Source organism: Streptomyces sp. NPDC088097, assembly GCF_044741845.1.
Classification (GTDB): domain Bacteria; phylum Actinomycetota; class Actinomycetes; order Streptomycetales; family Streptomycetaceae; genus Streptomyces.
Map to the genome: position 1 here is coordinate 17,593 of NZ_JBIUTJ010000008.1, position 19,730 is coordinate 37,322.

7 protein-coding genes are annotated in these 19,730 nt (G+C 72.9%); 1 reads left to right on the forward strand and 6 read right to left on the reverse strand.

All coding sequences use genetic code 11. The features are described from left to right. Positions 1–2 precede the first annotated feature (2 nt). From ACIOD1_RS22735 to ACIOD1_RS22760, 6 genes are all read right to left on the reverse strand, one after another. Complete coding sequence (locus ACIOD1_RS22735; protein WP_401904431.1) at positions 3–6,491, reverse strand: type I polyketide synthase; 6,489 nt, start codon at positions 6,489–6,491, stop codon at positions 3–5. 96 nt (positions 6,492–6,587) lie between these two features. Further along, the gene (locus tag ACIOD1_RS22740) at positions 6,588–12,266 is read right to left on the reverse strand and encodes an SDR family NAD(P)-dependent oxidoreductase (protein ID WP_401904433.1); all 5,679 of its coding nucleotides are present in this window, start codon (positions 12,264–12,266) and stop codon (positions 6,588–6,590) included. After that, positions 12,257–15,361, reverse strand: coding sequence for a type I polyketide synthase (locus ACIOD1_RS22745; protein ID WP_401904243.1), 3,105 nt, complete (start codon positions 15,359–15,361; stop codon positions 12,257–12,259). Before ACIOD1_RS22745 ends, ACIOD1_RS22740 begins: the two co-directional genes overlap by 10 nt. Before the next feature lie 52 nt (positions 15,362–15,413). Further along, a complete protein-coding gene (locus ACIOD1_RS22750; RefSeq protein WP_365629035.1) occupies positions 15,414–16,151 on the reverse strand; it encodes an alpha/beta fold hydrolase in 738 nt (245 codons plus the stop codon). After that, positions 16,148–17,398 carry a cytochrome P450 gene (locus ACIOD1_RS22755; RefSeq protein WP_401904247.1) on the reverse strand — a complete coding sequence of 417 codons (1,251 nt, stop codon included), beginning with the start codon at positions 17,396–17,398 and terminating at the stop codon, positions 16,148–16,150. The genes ACIOD1_RS22750 and ACIOD1_RS22755 overlap by 4 nt, the downstream gene beginning before the upstream one ends. Beyond that, the gene (locus ACIOD1_RS22760; RefSeq protein ID WP_365629041.1) at positions 17,395–17,634 is read right to left on the reverse strand and encodes a phosphopantetheine-binding protein; all 240 of its coding nucleotides are present in this window, start codon (positions 17,632–17,634) and stop codon (positions 17,395–17,397) included. Before ACIOD1_RS22760 ends, ACIOD1_RS22755 begins: the two co-directional genes overlap by 4 nt. Before the next feature lie 403 nt (positions 17,635–18,037). On the opposite strand from ACIOD1_RS22760, the gene ACIOD1_RS22765 reads away from it, so the two are divergent. Continuing rightward, positions 18,038–19,555, forward strand: a complete 1,518-nt coding sequence (locus tag ACIOD1_RS22765; protein WP_365629044.1) for an FAD-dependent monooxygenase — start codon at positions 18,038–18,040, stop codon at positions 19,553–19,555. Positions 19,556–19,730: the final 175 nt, after the last annotated feature.

The following is a 19,730-nucleotide window of genomic DNA, read 5'->3' on the forward strand; positions in this document are numbered from 1 at the left end:
ACTTACCTCTTCTCATCCAAAGCCAGGTCGAGCAGCGCGTCCAGGTCCATGTCCGACAGTCCGTCCACACCGGATTCCGCGTCCGCCCCGTCCCCGTTCCCGTCGCCGTTCGGCCGGGCCTGGTCGGCGCACGCCAGAATCGGTTCCAGGAGGCCCGCGTTGCGCAGGCTCGCGATCGAGACGTTCCGCAGCGCTTCCCGGATCCGAGTGTCTTCGTCCGCACTCGCGTCCGGCTCGGGGCGCAGCAGGCCGAGCAGGTACAGGCTCAGTTCGCGTGGTGTCGGGTAGCTGAAGACGAGGGTGGAGGGCAGGCGCAGTCCGGTCGCGGAGGCCAGGCGGTTGCAGAGTTCGACCGCGGTCAGCGAGTCGAATCCGAGCTGGGTGAACGCCTGGTCGGCGTCGACGGCCGCGCCGGACGGGTGTCCGAGCACGATGGCGGCCTGGTCGCGGACCCAGTCCAGGGCCACCTCCTCGGCCTCTCCCGCGGGCAGGGTGACGAGTCTGGCGGCGAGGTCGGCGGAGCCGCCGTCCTTGGCCGCGGCCGTCTTGGCCCGGCGGGGACGGCCGGTGTCGGCGAGTCCGCGCAGGAGCGGCGGGAGCTCGTCGGCGCTCTTGTCGCGCAGCCCTGCGACGTCCACCCGGGCCGGGACGAGGACGGGCTTGTCGAACGCGCACGCCGCGTCGAACAGGGCCAGGGCCTCGGCCGTCGGCATCGGGGCGATGCCCATCCGCCGGAGCCGGGAGAAGTCGGCCTGGTCCAGGTCCCCGGTCATGCCGCTGCTCTGCTCCCACCAGCCCCAGCACAGCGAGGTGCCGGGGAGACCGGATGCCTTGCGCTGCGCCGCCAGGCCGTCGAGGAAGCCGTTCGCCGCGGCGTAGTTCGCCTGTCCCGCGGTGCCGAGCGTGCCGGCGAGCGCGGAGAACTGGATGAACGCCGACAGGTTGTGCCCCTCGGTCAGCTCGTGCAGGTTGACCGCACCGCCGACCTTGGCCCGCAGGACGCGGTCGATGCTCTGTTCGGTCAGCGATTCGACGGTGCCGTCCGCCAGCACGCCCGCCGCGTGCACGATCGCCGTCAGCGGATACGTGGGTGGCATGTCCGCGAGCAGGTCCGCCACGGCGTCCCGGTCCGCGACGTCGCATTCCACGACCCGGACGGCGGCGCCCGCGCTCTCCAGGTCCGCGACCAGCTCGGGAACCCCGTCGGCCGCGAGGCCGCGTCGGCTCGCCAGCATCAGGCTGCGCACGCCGTGTTCGGCGACGAGGTGCCGCGCCACGAGCGAGCCCACGCCGCCGGTGCCGCCGGTGACCAGGACGGTGCCGCCGCCGAGGCGGCCGCCGACGTCGAAGACCAGCTTGCCGACGTGGCGGCCCTGGCTCATGTCGCGGAAGGTCCGGCGGGCGTCGCGGATGTCGCGGACGGAGATCGGGCTCAGTCGGAGCCGTCCGTCGGCGAACAGCTCCATGACGGACCGGAACAGCTCGTGGATCGCGTCCGGGCCCGCCGCGAAGAGGTCGAAGGCCTCGTAGGCGACTCCGGGGTGGTCGGCCGCCACCCGCCGGGGGTCGCGGATGTCCGTCTTGCCCATCTCGATGAAGTTTCCGCCCTGCGGGAGGAGCTTGAGCGAGGCGTCGACGAAGGTGTGCGCGAGGGAGTTCAGGACGACGTCGACACCGCGACCGCCCGTGGAGTCGAGGAACTTCTCCACGAACTCCAGGTCACGCGACGACGCCAGGTGGGCGTCGTCCAGTCCCAGGCCGCGCAGGGTGTCCCACTTGGCCGGGCTCGCGGTCGCGTAGACCTCGGCCCCGATGTGCCGCGCCAGCTGGACGGCGGCCATGCCGACGCCGCCGGCCGCGGCGTGGATGAGGATCCGCTGCCCCTCGCGGAGCCGCATCACCTCGAAGAGCGCGTAATAGGCGGTGAGGAAGGTGCTCGGCATGGACGCCGCTTCGGCGTGGCTCCAGCCGTCGGGGACGGCCGCCAGGAGGCGGTGGTCCGCCACGGCCACGCGACCGAAGGCGCCGGAGAAGATGCCGGTCACCCGGTCACCGGGCGCGAGGCCGGGGACGTCGTCCGCGACCTCCAGCACGACGCCGGAGCCCTCGCTGCCGAGACCGGCGTCGATGGCCGTACGGTCGATCAGTCCCAGCGCGATGGTGACGTCGCGGAAGTTGAGGCCGGCGGCCTGGACGGCGATGCGGACCTGGCCGTCGGTCAGGGGCGCTTCGGCTTCGGGGCTCGCAACCCAGGTCAGGTTCTCCAGGGTGCCCTTGTTCGGGATGTCCAGACGGTGGGCGCCCGCCGGCGGTGCCGCGATCCGCTGGTCGGCGGGCGAGGCCCGGATCAGGCGGGGGACGAGGTGGGCGCCGGCGCGCAGCGCCAGCTGGTCCTCGTCGAGGGCGAGTGCGTCGGCGAGGTGGGCCCAGGAGGTCTCGTCGTCGATGTCGACGAGCCGGAAGCGGCCGGGGTGTTCGGTCTGGGCGGACCGGACGAGGCCCCACACGGAGGCGCCGGGGAGGCTTTCGACGCGGTCGCCCGCGCCGGTGGAGAGGGCCCGGCCCGTGAGCACCACGAGGGTGGATCCGGCGAGCCGTTCCTCGGCGAGGAACCGCTGGACCGTCGCCAGGACGTGCTTGTCCACGGCGGCGACCGCGGTGAGCGGGTCGGAGCCGGCGGTGACGAGGTCGTCCGGGCACAGGAGCACGTGCCGGGGCGCCTCGCCGGCGAGGAGGTCGTCCACCGACGGGTGGAACGTGACGCCCGCGTCGGCCGCGCCGGTGAGCCGGGCGGCGCGACCGTTCTCGGTCCCGAGCACGCTCCACGGCCCGGGGACGGACGCCGACGCGCTCTCCTGGGCCGGTCGCCAGTCCAGTTCGTACAGCGACTGCTCCTGGCCGCCGCGCGCCGAGCGCACCTGCTCGGCGTTGGCCGGCCGGAACGTCAGCGCGTCGACGTGGGCGATCTTGCGGCCCTGCTCGTCGGCGATGGCCACGGACACGACGCCCTCGCCGGTCGGGGTGAGCCGGACCTTCACGGTCGGGCCGCACTCCCCGGCGAGGTCCACGCCGGACCACGAGAAGGGCATCCAGCCCTGCTCGCCCGTGACGGTGATGACGCCGCCGACGACCACCGCGTGCAGCACGGTGTCGATGAGCGCGGGGTGGAGGGCGAACCCGCCTTCGGTGCCTTCCGGCAGGGTGGCGAGGGCGAAGAGGTCCTCGCCCCGGCGCCACACCTCCCGCAGTCCGCGGAACGTGGGTCCGTAGTCGAAGCCGCCGTCCGCGAGGGAGTCGTAGATGCCGTCGAAGTCGAGCCGCTCGGCCCCGGCCGGGGGCCATACGGCGAGCGCTCGCGTGTCCTCGGCCCATTCGGCCGTCCGCGGGGTGCCCGGGGCGAGGTTGCCCATGGCGTGACGGGTCCAGCCGCCGAGCGTGTCGCCGTCCTCGGCGGGACGCGAGTAGACGTCCAGGGAGCGGCGCCCGCTCCCGTCGGCCGCGCCGACGACGACCCGTACCCGTACGTCGCCCTCGTCGGGGATGATCAGTGGGACTTCCAGGGAGAGTTCCTCGACCGCGGCGGACCCGACGTGGTCGCCCACGCACAGCGCGAGGTCCATGTAGGCCGTGGCGGGGACGACGACGGAGTCGAACACGGTGTGGTCGGCGAGCCAGTCGTGGGTCCGCAGGGACCACAGGCCGGTGAAGACCACCTCGTCGGTGCCGGGGTGGTCCACGACGGCGCCGAGCAGCGGGTGCTCCGAGGCCGACAGACCGGCGGAGGTCACGTCCGCCGACGCCGTCCCGGCGAGCAGGTCCAGCCAGTAGTGCTGCCGCTGGAACGCGTACGTCGGGAGGTCCACCCGCCGGCGCGTGCCGAACAGGGCGTTCCAGTCCACGGACCGGCCCCGGACGTGCAGTTCGGCGAGCGCGGCCGCCAGCGCACGGGGCGCGTCGCGGTCCCGGCGCGAGACCGTCAGTACGAGGGCGTCGTTGATGCCCTCACCGGCGAAGACGTCCTTGGTGATGCCGGTGAGCGTCGCGCCCGGACCGACTTCGAGGAAGACGTTCGCGCCGGCGTGGCGGGCGCGCTCCACCGCTTCGTGGAAGCGCACGGGCTCGCGGACGTGGCTCACCCAGTGCCCGGCGGACGTCAGTTCCGCGAGCGTGGCCTCGCGGCCCAGCCTGGTCGAGATGATCGGGATGGACAGTTCGCCCGCGGGGATCCGCTGAATCGATTCCGCGAAAGCGTCCAGGATCGGATCCATGAGCGGGGAGTGGAACGCGTGGTCGACGGGGAGCAGCTTCGCCGACCTGCCGTCGGCGAGGAGTCGGTCCCGCAGTGCGTGGACCTCGTCGCGCAGGCCGGAGAAGACCACCGATTCGGGGCCGTTGACGACGGCGACGCCGACGCGGGTGTACTGGCCGAGCAGGGCGTTCGCCTCGGCCTCCGAGACGCGGACCGCCAGCATGGCGCCGTCCTCGGTGACGGTCTGCATGACCCGTCCGCGGGCGGCCACGATCCGGGTCGCGGTGTCCAGGTCGAGGACTCCGGAGACGTGGGCGGCCGCGATCTCGCCGACGGAGTGCCCGATCAGGAAGTCCGGTCGCGGGGAGTACCGCACCACGAGCCGGTACAGGCTGACCTGGAGGGCGAACAGCGCCGCCTGCATGACGTCCGTGCGCTCGCGTCCCTCGGGCTCGTCGGCGAGGAGCAGGGGCTTGAGGGCGAAGGGGAGGTGGGCGTCGAAGCGTTCGCAGATCTCGTCGAGGCTCTGCGCGAAGACGGGGAAGGCGTCGTACAGCTCCCGTGCCACACCGGTCCACTTCGCCCCCTGGCCGGGGAACATGAAGACGGAACGGCCCGGCTCGGCGGGGACGCCGCGCACCACCGCGGGGGATTCCGCGCCCTCGCCCAGCGAGGTCAGCGCGCTCAGCAGCTCGTCGCGGCCGCGTCCCAGCACGACCGCGTGGTGCTCGAAGCGCGAGCGGCTCGACAGCAGCGAGGCGCCGATGGCGGTGACGTCCGCGTGCGGGTCGGCGGCGACGAACGCGCGCAGCTTGTCCGCCTGCGCCCGCAGTGCCTGCTCCGAGCGGGCGGACAGGGCCCACGGCACGACACCGCCGGCGACGTCCGTTGCGTGATCGGCGCTGTCCGGGGTCGGCTCCGGTTCGGCGGCCTCCTGCTCGGGGGCCTGTTCGAGGATCACGTGCGCGTTGGTGCCGCTGGCCCCGAAGCTGGAGATGCCCGCCCGGCGCGGACGCCCCGGTGCGTTGGTCCAGTCCCTGGCCTCGGTGAGCAGTTCCACGGCGCCGGCCGACCAGTCGACGTGCGTGGACGGGCTGTCCACGTGCAGCGTCTTGGGCAGCACGCCGTGCCGCATCGCCATGATCATCTTGATGATGCCGCCGACACCCGCGGCGGCCTGGGTGTGACCGATGTTCGACTTCAACGAGCCCAGCCACAGCGGGTCGGCCGGGGCGCGGTCCTGACCGTAGGTGGCCAGCAGGGCCTGCGCCTCGATGGGGTCGCCCAGCGTCGTGCCGGTGCCGTGCGCCTCCACCACGTCCACGTCGCTCGCCTGCACCCGGGCGTTCGCCAGCGCCGCCCGGATCACACGCTGCTGCGCGGGACCGCTCGGCGCGGTCAGGCCGTTGGAGGCGCCGTCCTGGTTGATCGCGGAGCCGCGGATGACGCCCCAGATGTGCCGCCCGTTGCGCTGCGCGTCGGAGAGCCGCTCCAGGACCAGCATGCCGACGCCCTCGGCGAAGCCGGTGCCGTCCGCCGCGTCGGCGAACGCCTTGCACCGGCCGTCGGCCGACAGGCCGCGCAGCCGTGACATCTCGCGCAGGACCTGCGTCGTGGCCATGACGGTGACACCGCCCGCGAGGGCGAGGCCGCATTCGCCCTGCCGCAGCGACTGCGCCGCCTGGTGCACCGCCACGAGGGACGAGGAGCACGCGGTGTCGGTCGAGATCGCCGGGCCCTCCAGGCCCAGCGCGTACGACACGCGGCCGGACGCCACGCTCAGCAGGGAACCGGTCTGCCCGTAGCCCGCGATGGCCTCGGGGGTGTGGAAGTGGTTGCCGTACCCGAAGTAGGCGAGGCCGGCGAAGACGCCGGTGCTGCTGCCGCGCAGGGTGTGCGGGTCGATCCCGGCGCGTTCCAGGGACTCCCACGAGGTCTCCAGGAGCAACCGGTGCTGGGGGTCGGCGGCGAGCGCCTCGCGCGGGTTGATCTCGAAGAACTCGGCGTCGAAGTCGGCGGCGTCGTACAGGAAGCCGCCCGAGGCCGTGGAGCAGGTGCCCGGCCGGTCCGGGTCCGGGTCGGCCAGGCCCTGGAGGTCCCAGTGGCGGTCCTCCGGGAAGCCGGACACGACGTCCGCGCCCGAGTTCACCAGCTCCCACAGTGCCTCGGGGGTCGCCGCGCCACCCGGGAAGCGGCAGGCGACACCCACCACCGCGATGGGCTCGGCGGCGGCGTCCGTCACTTCCTTCAGACGCTTGCGCGTCTCCAGCAGCTCGATCGATGTCCGCTTGAGGTAATCAAGAACATCGGCGTTGTTGTCTTTGGTCATCGCTTTCCCCTAGCCGAGTTCCTTGTCGAGCAGCGAGAGAAGGTCTCCCACCGAGGCCGAACTGATCTGGTCGGCGATGCCGACCGGTGCTCCGACGCCCGCCAGCGAACGGACCCGGCCCTGCAGTTCGCCGAGAAGAGTGGAGATGGTGGCCTGGTCGGCGTCCGCGAGCGCGAGGAACGCGTCCTCCAGCCGGGCGCCCAGTCCTTCGATCTCCTTGGCCAGGTGATCGACCGGAGACTGCGGGGCGGCGTCCGCGTCCCGGGGGATGCCCGCGTTCAGGAACTGCGCGAGGGCGGTCGGGTTCGGGTGGTCGAACACGAGCGTGGCCGGCAGCTTCAGGCCGGTCACCGCCGACAGCTTGTTCCGCAGCTCCAGGGCCGTGAGCGAGTCGATCCCCAGCTTCTTGAACGTCGCCGCGGGACCGATCTTCCCGGTGTCCGGGTGGCCGAGGACGAGCGCGGTCTGCGCCCGGACGGCATCGAGCAGCAGCGTCTCCGCGTCGGCCGCCGGCAGCGACCTCAGGCGCGCCGCGAGGCCGACGTCCGTGGACTCCCGGCCCTCCGGGCCGCCGGGTCCGCCGAACGTCCCGGTCAGGGTGCGCAGCAACGGCGAACCCATCCGGCCGGCGTGGGGCGCGCCCAGTGCCGAGAGGTTCAGTCGGGTGGGCACCAGCACCGGCTCGTCGATGGAGGTCGCCGCGTCGAAGAGCGCGAGGCCCTCCTGCGAGGACATCGGCAGCACGCCCTGGCGGTGCAGGCGTACGAGGTCCACGTCGTCGATGCCGGCGCTCATCTCGCTGCGCTCGGCCCAGAAGCCCCAGCACAGCGAGGTGGCGGCCAGTCCGGCGGCCCGGCGCGCCTGCGCCAGTCCGTTGAGGAACGAGTTGGCCGCCGCGTAGTTGGCCTGGCCCGCCGTGCCGAGCACGCTCGCGACGGAGGAGAACAGGACGAACGCGGAGAGGTCCAGGTGCGCGGTCAGCTCGTGGAGGTACCAGGCGCCACGCACCTTCGGCGCGAGGACGGCGTCCACGCGGTCCACCGTCAGGGCCTCGACGACGCCGTCGTCCAGCACGCCCGCGCAGTGGATCACCGCCGTCAGCGGGTGGTCGGCCGGCACTCCGGCGATCAGCCGGGCCACCGCGTCACGGCTGGTGACGTCGCAGGCCACGACCTCGACCTGTGCTCCGGCCCCGGTCAGTTCCTCCCGCAGCGCGGCGGCCGCCGGGGCCGACAGGCCCCGCCTGCTGGTCAGCAGCAGCCGGCGCACGCCGTGCCGCTCCACGAGGTGGCGGGCCAGCATCGCGCCCAGGCCGCTGGTCCCGCCCGTGATCAGCACGGTCCCTGAGCCGAGGGCGGGCACGTCCGGCGTCCCGTCGAGGGATCCGCGGCCGTCGGACGCGCCCTGGGTGCGGGCCAGCTGCGGAACGCTCACGTCGCCGGAGCGGATCTTGAGCTGGAGTTCCCCGGTCGCGGCAGCCACCGGGACGCGGGCCCACGATGCGGGCCGGCCGTCGGTGTCCACGAGCGTGAAGCGGCCCGGGTTCTCGGTCTGCGCACTGCGCACGAAACCCCAGACCGCGGCGGCCGCGGGGTCGACGTCGGACACCTGCTCGTCGTGGAACGCGTCCCGCGTGACGATGACCAGGCGTGACGTGGCGAACCGGTCGTCGGAGAGCCAGTCCTGCGTCCACCGCAACACACGGTGGACGTTGCGCTCGGCGGCGGCGGGGGTGTCGCCGGCGGCCCCGCCCGTCGTCCGCTCGATGCGGGCGATGACGACCGGGGGCACCTCCCCGCCGGAGGCGGCGAGTGCGTCGAGGTCGGTGAAGACCGCGTCGTCCGGTACCGGGGACGCGGTGTGCGCGTCGAGTGCTCCCAGCACCGCGTACGGGCCGACGGCCGCGCCGGGCGGGACCGGGAGGGGGACCCAGTCCACCTGGAACAGCGAGTCCTGGTGGTCGAAGCTCAGCTCGGTCAGCTGCCCGACGTCCACGGGCCGCAGGGTCAGCGATTCGAGGCCGCCGACCGGTGCGCCGTTCTGGTCCGCGAGGGTCACGCTCAGCGCGTTCTCCCCCGCCGGACGCAGGCGCACGCGCAGCGCGGTCGGCCGGGTGGAGCCCACCCGGATGCCCGTGGAGCGGTACGGCAGCCAACCCTCGGGCCGGGAGTCGTCCACGATGCGGCCCAGGCCGATCGGGAGCAGTGCGGCCTGGAGCAGGGCCGGGTGGATCCGGTACCGGCTCCGGTCCGCGCCGTCGAGCGCGGGCAGTGCCACCTCCGCGAAGAGGGTGTCGTCGTGGCGCCACACCTTCTCCAGGCCGCGGAACAGGGGCCCGTAGCCGAAGCCGAGGGCCGACAGCCTGGCGTACTCCTCCTCGAAGGGCACGGCGACCGCGCCCGCGGGAGGCCACGCGGTGAGGCTTTCGTCCGCACCGGTCCGTCCGGTGTCGGACCCGACGACGCCGACGGCGTTGCGCGTCCACTCCGGTTCGCCCTCGCCGCGCGAGTGCACGCTGACGGCACGCTTGCCGTCGACGACCACGCGGATCTCGCGATCGGCGGTCCGGGACAGCACCAGCGGCGTTTCCAGGTGGAGTTCGTGGACGATGTCGCAGCCGACCTTGTCCGCCGCCCACACCGCCAGCTCCGCCAGCACGGTGGCCGGCACCAGGACGGCGCCGTGGACGACGTGCTCGGCGAGCCACGGGTGGCGCTCCAGCGAGAGGCGGCCGCCGCCCACGACTCCGGCGTGCTCGCCGTCGTCGGGCAGATCGATCACGGCGTCGAGCAGCGGGTGGTCGGAGGTGCTGTGGGTGGTGGTTTCGTTGGGCGTGTTCAGCCAGTAGCGCTGACGCTGGAAGGCGTACGTGGGCAGCTCGACCCGCCGACCGTCCGAGCCGGGGAACGCCTTCTCCCAGGACACGGAGGCGCCGGCCACGAAGGCCTCGGCCACCGACCGGTACAGGCGGGCGAACCCGCCCTCGCCGCGGCGCAGCGAACCGACCGCGAACCCGGTGGCGCCGGGGGTGTCGTCGAACAGTTCCTGGACGTTCATCGTGAGCAGCGGGTGCGGGCTGACCTCGACGACCACGCCGTGGGGCTCGTGCGCGATCAGGCTCCTCATGGCCGCTTCGAACTGGACGGGCTCGCGCAGGTTGCGGTACCAGTAGGCGGTGTCCAGTCGCTCGGCGTCGATGAGGCCGCCGGTCACCGTCGAGTAGATCTCCACCGGCGTCGGCGCGGGGGTGATCCGGCCGAGTTGGGCCGTGAGCCGGCCCTCGAACCGCTCCATCAGCGGCGAGTGCGCGGGGATGCTCACCTTGACGCGTCGGGCGCGGGCGCCCTCGGCTTCGCAGGCCTCGACCAGGGCCTCGACCACCGCGATCTCTCCGGAGACCGTCGTCGAGTTCGGTCCGTTGACCGCGGCGATGCCGACCCGGCCGGCCCAGGGGGCGAGCAGTTCCTCCACCTTGTGCCGGGGCAGCAGGATCGCGGCCATGGTGCCCTGTCCGGCGGCCTCGGCCAGCAGCCGGGACCGTACGGCCACGATCTTGGCCGCGTCCTCCAGGGTCACGGCTCCGGCGACGCAGGCGGCGGCGATCTCACCCTGGGAGTGGCCGATGACCGCGTCGGGGGTCACCCCCAGCGAACGCCACACCTCCGCCAGGGACACCATCACCGCGAAGAGCACCGGCTGGACGACCTCGACGTGCTCCAGGTCGCCCGCCCGCGGCCCTCCGCGGACGGTGTCGAGCAGCGACCACGACACCCACGGCTCCAGGGCCTTCTCGCACGCCCGCAGCCGGTCGGCGAAGACCGGGGAGGACTCCCACAGTTCCCGGCCCATCTCGATCCACTGGGCACCCTGGCCCGGGAACACGAACACCGTCCTGCCCACCGGCTTGGCGGCGCCGGAGACCACGTCGGCGGCGCTCTCGTCGCCCGTGGCGACGGCGGTCAGGGCGGCGAGGAGCGCGTCGCGGTCGGCGCCGATCACCACGCGGCGGTGCTCGAACAGCGAGCGCGTCGTCACCAGCGCGTGACCGATGTCCGCGAGCGGCAGCGCCGGGTCCGCGGCCACGGTGTCGCGCAGCCGCAGCGCCTGCTCCCGCAGGGCTTCCGCCGAGCGCGCCGACAGCACCCACGGCACCGCCCCGGCGGCGGCGTCGGACACCTGGCCGCCGGCGGGCTCCACGGGGGCCGGGGCCCGCGCGGGCTCGGATGCCGCCTCGACGGTCTCGGGTACCTGTTCGAGGATCAGGTGCGCGTTGGTGCCGCTGATGCCGAAGGACGAGATGCCCGCGCGCCGGGGCCGGCCCTGCGCCTCGGCCCATTCGCGGGCCTCGGTGAGCAGTTCGACCCCGCCGACCGACCAGTCGACGTGCGTGGACGGGCGGTCCACGTGCAGCGTCTTGGGCAGCACGCCGTGCCGCATCGCCATGATCATCTTGATGATGCCGCCGGCGCCCGCGGCGGCCTGGGTGTGACCGATGTTCGACTTCAGCGAGCCCAGCCACAGCGGGTCGGCCGGGTCACGGTCCTGACCGTAGGTGGCCAGCAGGGCCTCGGCCTCCATGGGGTCGCCCAGCATCGTGCCGGTGCCGTGCGCCTCCACCACGTCCACGTCGCCCGTGCCCAGCCCGGCGTCGGCCAGGGCGGCACGGATGACCCGCTGTTGCGCCAGGGGGTTCGGCGCGGTCAGGCCGTTGGAGGCGCCGTCCTGGTTCATCGCCGAGCCGCGGATCACGGCCCAGATCCGGCGGCCGTTGCGGCGTGCGTCGGAGAGTCGCTCCAGGACCAGGACACCCGCGCCCTCGGAGAAGCCGGTGCCGTCCGCCGCGTCGGCGAACGCCTTGCACCGGCCGTCGGCCGACAGGCCGCGCTGGCGGGCCAGTTCCACGAACATGCCGGGGGTCGGCATCGTCGACACCCCGCCGGCCAGCGCCAGCGTGCACTCACCGGACCGCAGGGACCGCACGGCCTGGTGCACGGCGACGAGGGACGAGGAGCACGCGGTGTCGGTCGACACCGCCGGGCCGTCGAGGCCCAGCGTGTAGGCCACCCGGCCCGAGGCCACGCTGGTGTGCGTGCCCGTGAGGGAGAAGCCCTCCACCTCGCCGGCGGCGCCGCCGCCCATCCTGGGGCCGTAGTCGACGCCGTAGATCCCGGTGAACACGCCGGTCTGCGAACCGCGCAGGGCGGCCGGGTCGATGCCCGCCCGTTCCAGCGCTTCCCACGACGTCTCCAGCATCACCCGCTGCTGGGGATCCATCGACAGCGCCTCGCGCGGGCTGATGCCGAAGAACGGCGCGTCGAAGTCCGGGAGGTCGCGCAGGAAGCCGCCGGTGCGCGTGTACGTCTTGCCCTGTGCCTCGGGGTCCGGGTCGTAGAGCGCCTCCAGGTCCCATCCGCGGTCGTCCGGGAAGTCGCTCATCGCGTCCACTCCCTCGGACACCACTCCCCACAGTCCTTCGGGGGACGTCACCCCACCCGGGAAGCGACACCCCACACCCACGACCGCGATGGGCTCGCGAGCGGCTTCCTCCAGCTCGCGCACCCGATCGCGCAGGTCCTGCGCGTCGCCAACGGCGCGTCGCAAGTAGGACCGGAGCTTGTCGACATCCTCCACCAGGGCCTCCCCCAACAGTTGCTTAGAAGAACGGTGTTGCGGTGTTGCTACATGTATCCGCGGTCGATCAACGCGTACAGATCGTCATCACTGCCACTCTCCGTGACCGCTTCCTCCACGGCTTCCGGGGCCTTCGGCGCATCCGGCGCCTTCGGCTCCAGGAGGGAGAAGATGTGGCGGGCGAGCCCCTGCGGAGTGGGGTAGGTGAAGGCGGCCGTGGCCGGGAGCCGTACGCCGGCCGCCGCGGCGAGCCGGTTGCGCAGGCCCACGGCCATCGACGAGTCGAAGCCCAGGACCTTGAAGGTCTCGGCCGACCTGACGGCCAGATCGGCGCTCGTCAGGCCCGATTCCCGCACGCTCAGCAGCGCTGCCGTCTCGACGCACACGAGTGCGAGGACGGCCGATTCCGAGCCCAGGTGCGCGGCCCGGGTGCTCGCCTCCGGTCCGCCCTCCCGCGCGGCCGGGCCGTTCGAGCCGCCGGCGCCCTCGGGAGCGGTCAGCCAGTACCGCTGCCGCTGGAACGGGTACGTCGGCAGGTCGATCCGGCGCGGTCCGGCCGCGGCGAACGCCGCCGTCCAGTCGACCGGCACACCGCCCACGTGCAGCCCGGCCAGCGATTGGAGGACCTTGCCGGCGCTCCCGTCGCGCTTGTTCAGGGTGCTCGCCAGCAACGGCGGGACGGGCAGCGCGTCGGCGGCCTCCTCCATCGCCACCTGGAGCACGGGGTGCGGGCTGACTTCGACGAACACGCCGCCGTGGTCCCGCATCAGGCCTTCGACGACCTCGCCGAACCGCACCATCGAGCGCAGGTTGTCGTACCAGTACGCCCCGTCGAGGACGCGGGTGTCGAGCAGTCCGCCGGTGACCGTGGAGTGGAACCTCACCGGCGTTTCCCTCGGCGAGATGCCCGCGGTGTCCGCGAGGAGACGCTCACGGATGCGTTCGACGTGGTGGGAGTGCGAGGCGTAGTCCACCTTGATCCGCCGTACCCGGACGCCCTCGCCGTCCGCCATCGCGGCGAACGCGTCCAGTGCCTCGCCGTCCCCGGCGATCACCACGGACGCGGGTCCGTTGACGGCGGCCACGGCGATCCGTCCGGACCACCGCTCCAGCCTGTCCTCGACCCATGCGTTGGGCGCGGCCACCGCGCTCATCCCGCCGTTCAGGCCGGACAGGTCGATCAGTGCCCGGCTGCGCAGGGCGCTGATCCGCGCCGCGTCGTCGAGCGACAGCGCGCCCGACACGCAGGCCGCGGCGAGCTCGCCCTGCGAGTGGCCGACGACGGCGTCGGGGACCACGCCCAGGGAGCGCCACACCTGCGCGAGCGACACCATCATCGCGAACAGCGCCGGCTGGACCACGTCCACCCGCTCCATCGACGGGGCCGACTCCGCGCCGGTCAGCACGTCCACCAGCGACCAGTCCACGTACGGCGCGAGGGCCCGCTCGCACGCGTCGATCGACCGCGCGAACGCCTCCGACTCCGCGTACAGCCGCTTGCCCATGCCCAGCCACTGCGAGCCCTGGCCGGGGAACACGAAGACGACGGGGCCGGTCGGGGCGGCGACGCCGCGCACCGCCCGCGCCGAGTCGCCGCCGGCGGCGATCAGGTCGAGGGCGGCCAGCGCCTCCTCACGGTCGGCGCCCAGGACCACGGCCCGGTGGTCGAACAGGGACCGGGCCGACACCAGCGAGTGGCCGACATCGGCCGGCGAGAGCGAGGCGTCCGCGGCCACGAGCTCCCGCAGCCGGGCCGCCTGCTCCCGTAGGGCCGGCTCGGAGCGCGCCGAGAGCACCCACGGCACGACGCCGGGGGCGTCGGCGCGGCCCGCGTCGCCTTCGGCGGAACGGGGTTCCGCCTGTCGTTCGGGGGCCTGTTCGAGGATCACGTGGGCGTTGGTGCCGCCCATGCCGAAGGCGGACACGCCCGCGCGTCGCGGCCGACCGGGCTCGTCCGGCCAGGGCCGGGCGGTGCGCAGGACTTCGAAGTCCGCCTGGAAGTCGGGAATGTTGGGGTTGGGCGAGCGGTAGTTCAGGCTCGGGACCAGCCGGCCGCGGTCCAGGCAGAGCGCCGCCTTCACGAAGCCGACCATGCCGGCGGCCGGCTCCAGGTGTCCGACGTTCGTCTTCGCCGAGCCGATCGTCAGGGGGCGCTCGCGGCCGGTCTCCCGGATCACCTCGCGCAGCCCGGCGATCTCGGCCGGGTCGCCCATGCGGGTGCCGGTGCCGTGGGCCTCGACGTAGTCGACGCTGTCGAAGGGGACGTCCGCGCTCGCGAGGGCGGCGCGGACGGCCGCCGCCTGCCCGGTGGGGCTGGGATCCGGCATGCGGGAGGAGGCGCCGCCGCTGCCGACGCCCCAGCCGCGCACCACGGCGTAGACGTGGTCGCCGTCGGCGACGGCGAGGTCGAGCCGCTTGAGCACGACGAACGCGCCGCCCTCGCCGCGGGCGAAACCGCCGGCCCGCTCGTCGAAGGTGAAGCAGCGGCCGTCGGGCGAGAGGGCGCCGAGGTTGGCGAGGCCCAGCCCCGACTCCGGGTCGACGATCAGGTGCACGCCGCCCGCGATCGCCATGTCGACGGCGCCGCTGCGGATCCGGTCGCAGGTCAGCGCCAGCGACACGAGCGAGGAGGACTGGCCCGAGTCCGCGCAGAAGCTCATGCCGCGTGCGTCGAAGAGGCTGGAGATGCGGTTCGCGATGAGCGCGCCGCTCGATCCGAGCGCGGCGTAGTGGTCGTCCCGGTCGCTGCCGGACAGCTTGCGCAGCAGGTCGTACCCGGAGGGCGCGGTGCCGACGACGACGTCGACCTCGCGGCCGGCGAGCGCGCCCGCGGGGATCCGGGCGTCCTCGACGGCCTCCCAGGCCAGCTCCAGCCCGAGCCGCTGCACGGGGTCCATGGCGGCGGTCTCCGCCGGGCCCGTGCCGAAGAACTCCGCGTCGAACCCGTCGATGGAGTCGAGGAACGAACCCGAGTTCAGGGTGTCCGCGTCCGGGTGGGACGTGTAGGTCGATCCGGCCGCCCGGTGCTCGGGGAACACCCCGACGGTCGACTCCCCGTCGACCAGCAAGCGCCAGAAATCGCGCACGTTGTCCACACCGGGAAAACGGCACGACATCCCGATGACGGCGATGTCGGCGGCTGCGCCACTCATACGAATTCCTTCCGGGTTCCACGGCATACGGCTCTTGGGGGCGGCGCTGCTCTCATCGCCAGGAGGCCAGCAGCTTCAGCAGGTCGTCGGGCGCGTCCATGAAGTCGTAGTGGCCGCCGTCGACCACACGGATCTCGACCTCATCCGAGTACCGGCGCCATCCTTCGAGCTCTTCGAGGGTCACGTCGGGGTCGTCCCGCCAGTGCAGGACGACGATGGGGCAGTCCACCTTGACCGGCTCCGAGCGGCGGTAGGCGCCCGCGGCGGCGTGGTCGCGGAGCAGCACGAACATGCCCATGTCGATCATGTCCGGGCGCGGCTCGATGCCGCGGCCCCGCACGAACGACTCCAGCTCGGCGCGCAGCTCGGGCTCGGTCAGGGTGAGCATCCGGTCGCGCGAGGCGTCGTGGGGGGCCGGCTGGCCCGACACGAAGAGGCGGTCCGGGCCGGGCAGGCCGAGTGCGGCGAGCCGCAGGACGGTCTCGTACGCGGGCATCGCACCCGCACAGTGCGCGAAGAACGCGTACGGCCGGTCCAGCTCGGGCTCCAGCGGTTCGACCAAGGCGTCGGCCAGCTTCTCGTAGGTGCCGTAGTGGGGGTGGCCCAGCCGGTTCTCGCGGCCGGGGAACTGCACCGGGCAGACCTCGACGTCGTCGATCGCCTCCGGCCAGGCGCTGAAGGCCGAGGCCCCGGACCCGGAGAAGGAGAAGCAGAAGAGGCGGGCGGCGTGGTCGGCGGATCGCGGCCGGACGAACCACGGCGAGGCGACGGTGGTGGAGCCGGTTGTCATGGCGTGTGTCGTTTCTTGCCGAGGACGGGGAGGTGGGTCATCCCGGCGATGAAGTACGACCGCAGGTGCTGCGGTTCACCGGCGAACTCGATCGACTCGAAGCGCTGGAGCAGTTCCTCGAAGAAGACGCGCAGCGTCATGCGGGCCAGCGGCGCCCCGATGCAGAAGTGCGTCCCGAACCCGAAGGCGGCCTGGCGCTTGGCGTTGGCCCGTGTGATGTCGAAGGTGTGGGGGTCGGGGAAGAGGGATTCGTCCCGGTTGGCCGAGCCGATCCACGCGACGACCGCGCCGCCGGCCGGGATGGTGCCCCCGCCGATCTCGACGTCGTCCACCGCGTACCGCATGAAGTTGCAGGCGGCCGAGGTCCAGCGCAGCCCTTCCTCGACCAGGTTCGGCACCAGCGACAGGTCGGCCGCGGCCTTCTCGAACTGCTCGGGCCGCTCGATGAGGGCCTCGACGGTGCCCGACACGGTGTGTGGGGTCGTCACGTTGGCGCCCAGCAGGATGCTGTAGCCGTCGAGGGCGATCTCCTCGTCGCTGAGCGGCTCGCCGCCCGGACGGACGCTCATGAGGTGGTGGAGCAGGCTCTCGCCCTCTTCGCCGGTCGCCCGCCTGGTCTTGACCCATTCCTTGACGTAGGTGACCAGCTCGTGGTGGGAGATGGCCAGGGTCGCGGCCTCGCTGCCCAGCCGGAAGTGCGGGTCCGAGGGGGCCGTCACCATCGCGGTCAGCTGGACGAGTTCCGCCCAGTCCTTCTCCGGGATGCCCAGGAGCGGGCCGGTGACCATCGCCGGGAGCAGCAGCGCCTTCTCGGCCAGGTCGAAGACCTCGCCGTCGAGCGCCGGCTGGAGGAAGCGCACGATCGTCGCGCGGATGCTGTCCTCCCAGGACCTCACCGCCCGCGCCGTGAGCTTGGCGCCGAGCGGCCGGCGGACCTCGGTGTGCCGCGGCGGGTCGGTGGAGGTCATCAGCACGCCGGCCGCGACGTCGTCCGTCCCGAGGTGGGTGGGGACCGTACCGCGTTCCGAGGTGAACTCACGGTGGTCGGCGAGCACGCGGTGGACGTCCTCGTAACGGGTCACCGACCAGAATTCACGGCCGTCCGGCAGGACCTGGTGGTGCAGGGGCGCCTTCGCCCGCATGACGTCCCAGATGGGGTGCGGGTCGCCCGAGGAGTAGAGGTCGAGGTCGAACAGGTCGACGGCGCCGAGGTCGATGTCGCGCGCGGGGCCGGGCGTCAGCCTCACGCCGCCGCCCTCCCCTGCTCGATCAGCTCGGCGACGCGGGCCGGGGTCTGCGCCAGGTAGAAGGCGCGGACGGACAGCTGGACGCCGTAGTCCTGCGACACCTGGTCGATGATCTTGATTCCGGTCAGCGAATTCCCGCCGAGTTCGAAGAAGTCGTCATCCACCCCGACCTTGCCGTTGCCGAGGAATTCCCCCCACATATCGGCGACTTCCTGCGCAAGCGACACCGTTTCCATTTCCCGAATTCCCTTTCTCCACCGACCGGGAGTGCCCGCTCGCGTCGTTTGCGGCCCTGTCTCCGGGCCGTCACCGCCATTACGGCCACTGGGGCCTTCTGCTGATCCGTGTCCCGCCGGCGAGACACGTTCCTTGAACGGCCGGACCGAGTGTCGCGTGGATCCGCGCCCGATCACAGCGTGCCGGTGGTGCCCGGTGCCCACCGGGCGGTGGGGTTGAGAGTGCGCCGACGACCCGGTGGACGTACGCCTCGGCCGGACCGTCCCGCCGGCGGGACAGGGCAAGTTCGCCGGCGTGCCGCACCGTTTCGGAACCGGCGTTCATTGACCGCCCGATTCACGTTCAGTGAACGTGAAGGTGATTCAACGACGTTAGAGGCGCAGTGGAATGAGGGGGAACGACGTGGGACACAGCGACATCGATGCGGACGTGGTGATCGCGGGCGCCGGGCCGACAGGTCTGATGCTCGCCTGCGAGCTGCGGCTGGCGGGCGTCGACGTGGTGGTCGTCGAGCGGCTCCCCGAGCGGACGGGCGAGTCGCGGGCCGGCGGGATCCACTCCCGCACCCTGGAGGTGCTCGACCAGCGCGGCATCGTGGACCGCTTCCTGGACGCCGGAGAACTGCAGCCGGTGGGTCACTTCTCCGCTCTCTTCCTAGACTTCGACGAGTCGGAGTCGAGGCACCCGTACCCGCTCATGATCCTTCAGTCCACCATCGAGCAGCTGTTGGAGGAGCGCGCCGACGAACTCGGCGTGCGGGTGCTCAGGGCGTCCGAGGTGGTCGGAGTGCGCCAGGACGACGAAGGCGTCACGGTCGAGCTGGCCACGGCGCAGGCCGGCCCCGCGTCCCTGCGCGCCCGCTACCTCGTGGGCTGCGACGGCGGGCGCAGCGCGGTGCGCAAGCTGGCCGGCATCGACTTCCCCGGCACCGCGGCGACGATGACCTCGCTGATCGGCGACGTCGAACTCCCCGACCTGACCGAGGACTACATATGGGTGCGGCGCAGCGCGGGCGGTGACTTCTCGGCGGTCGCCTTCGAACCGGGCTGGTACCGGGTGATCACCTCCGAGTACGACCTGGTGGACCGCGACGAACCCACGACGTTCGAGCAGCTCCGCGAGGCGCTGGTGCGGCTGGCGGGCACGGACTACGGCATGAACAGCCCGCGGTGGATCTCCCGCTTCAACGACGCCGCGCGGCAGGCCGCCCGGTACCGCCAGGGCCGGGTGCTGCTCGCGGGCGACGCGGCGCACATCCACTTCCCGGCCGGCGGGCAGGGCCTGAACATGGGCGTGCAGGACGCGGTCAACCTGGGCTGGAAGCTGGCCTCGGTGGTGCGCGGCCGGGCGCCGGAGAGCCTGCTGGACACCTACCACGCCGAGCGCCATCCCGTCGGGGAGCGCGTGCTGCACAACACCCGGGCGCAGGCGGCCCTGGCGCGGCCGGGCATCCAGACGGACGCGCTACGCGACGTCTTCAGTTCGCTCATGGTGTTCGACGACGTCAACACCTATCTGCGCCACCTGCTGAACGCCCTGGACATCAGGTACCCGATGGACGGTGACCACCGGCTCGCGGGTCTGCGGGTCCCCGACGCCGACCTCAAGACGTCCGACGGCGCCACGTGCGTCTACGAGCTGCTGCACGCCGGCCGCCCGGTCCTGCTCGACCTGAGCGGCGCCGAGGGGCTGGCGGCGGTCGCCGCGGGCTGGGCCGACCGCGTCGACTTCGTCGAGGCGCGCAGCGAGGACGACCTCTGGCCCGTGCCGGCCCTCGGGGAGGTGCCTGCGCCCGCCGCGCTCCTCATCCGCCCCGACGGCCACGTCGCCTGGGCGGCCGACGAGGAGGACGGCGCGCCCGACACCGCCGCGCTCCGCACCGCCCTCGACACCTGGTTCGGTCCGGCCCGCCAGGGGTGAGGCACCGGCCCGCGTGACGGCGGCCGTCGAGACCTGGTCGAGGTCTTGACGGCCGCCGTTGTCGTGCGGGGTGGGGGTCGCGGTCGGTCGGGACGGACAGCACGGAGCCGCCTCGGTGAAGGGGGTTCACCGGGGCGGCTCCGTGGAGACGACGAACAGCTGATCCGAGTGGGTG

Bases quoted from the DNA above. Each gene is read 5' to 3' on its own strand.
- ACIOD1_RS22745 (WP_401904243.1), bottom strand. From the start codon at position 15,361: ATGAGTGGCGCAGCCGCCGACATCGCCGTCATCGGGATGTCGTGCCGT.
- ACIOD1_RS22750 (WP_365629035.1), bottom strand. From the start codon at position 16,151: ATGACAACCGGCTCCACCACCGTCGCCTCGCCGTGGTTCGTCCGGCCG.
- ACIOD1_RS22760 (WP_365629041.1), bottom strand. From the start codon at position 17,634: ATGGAAACGGTGTCGCTTGCGCAGGAAGTCGCCGATATGTGGGGGGAA.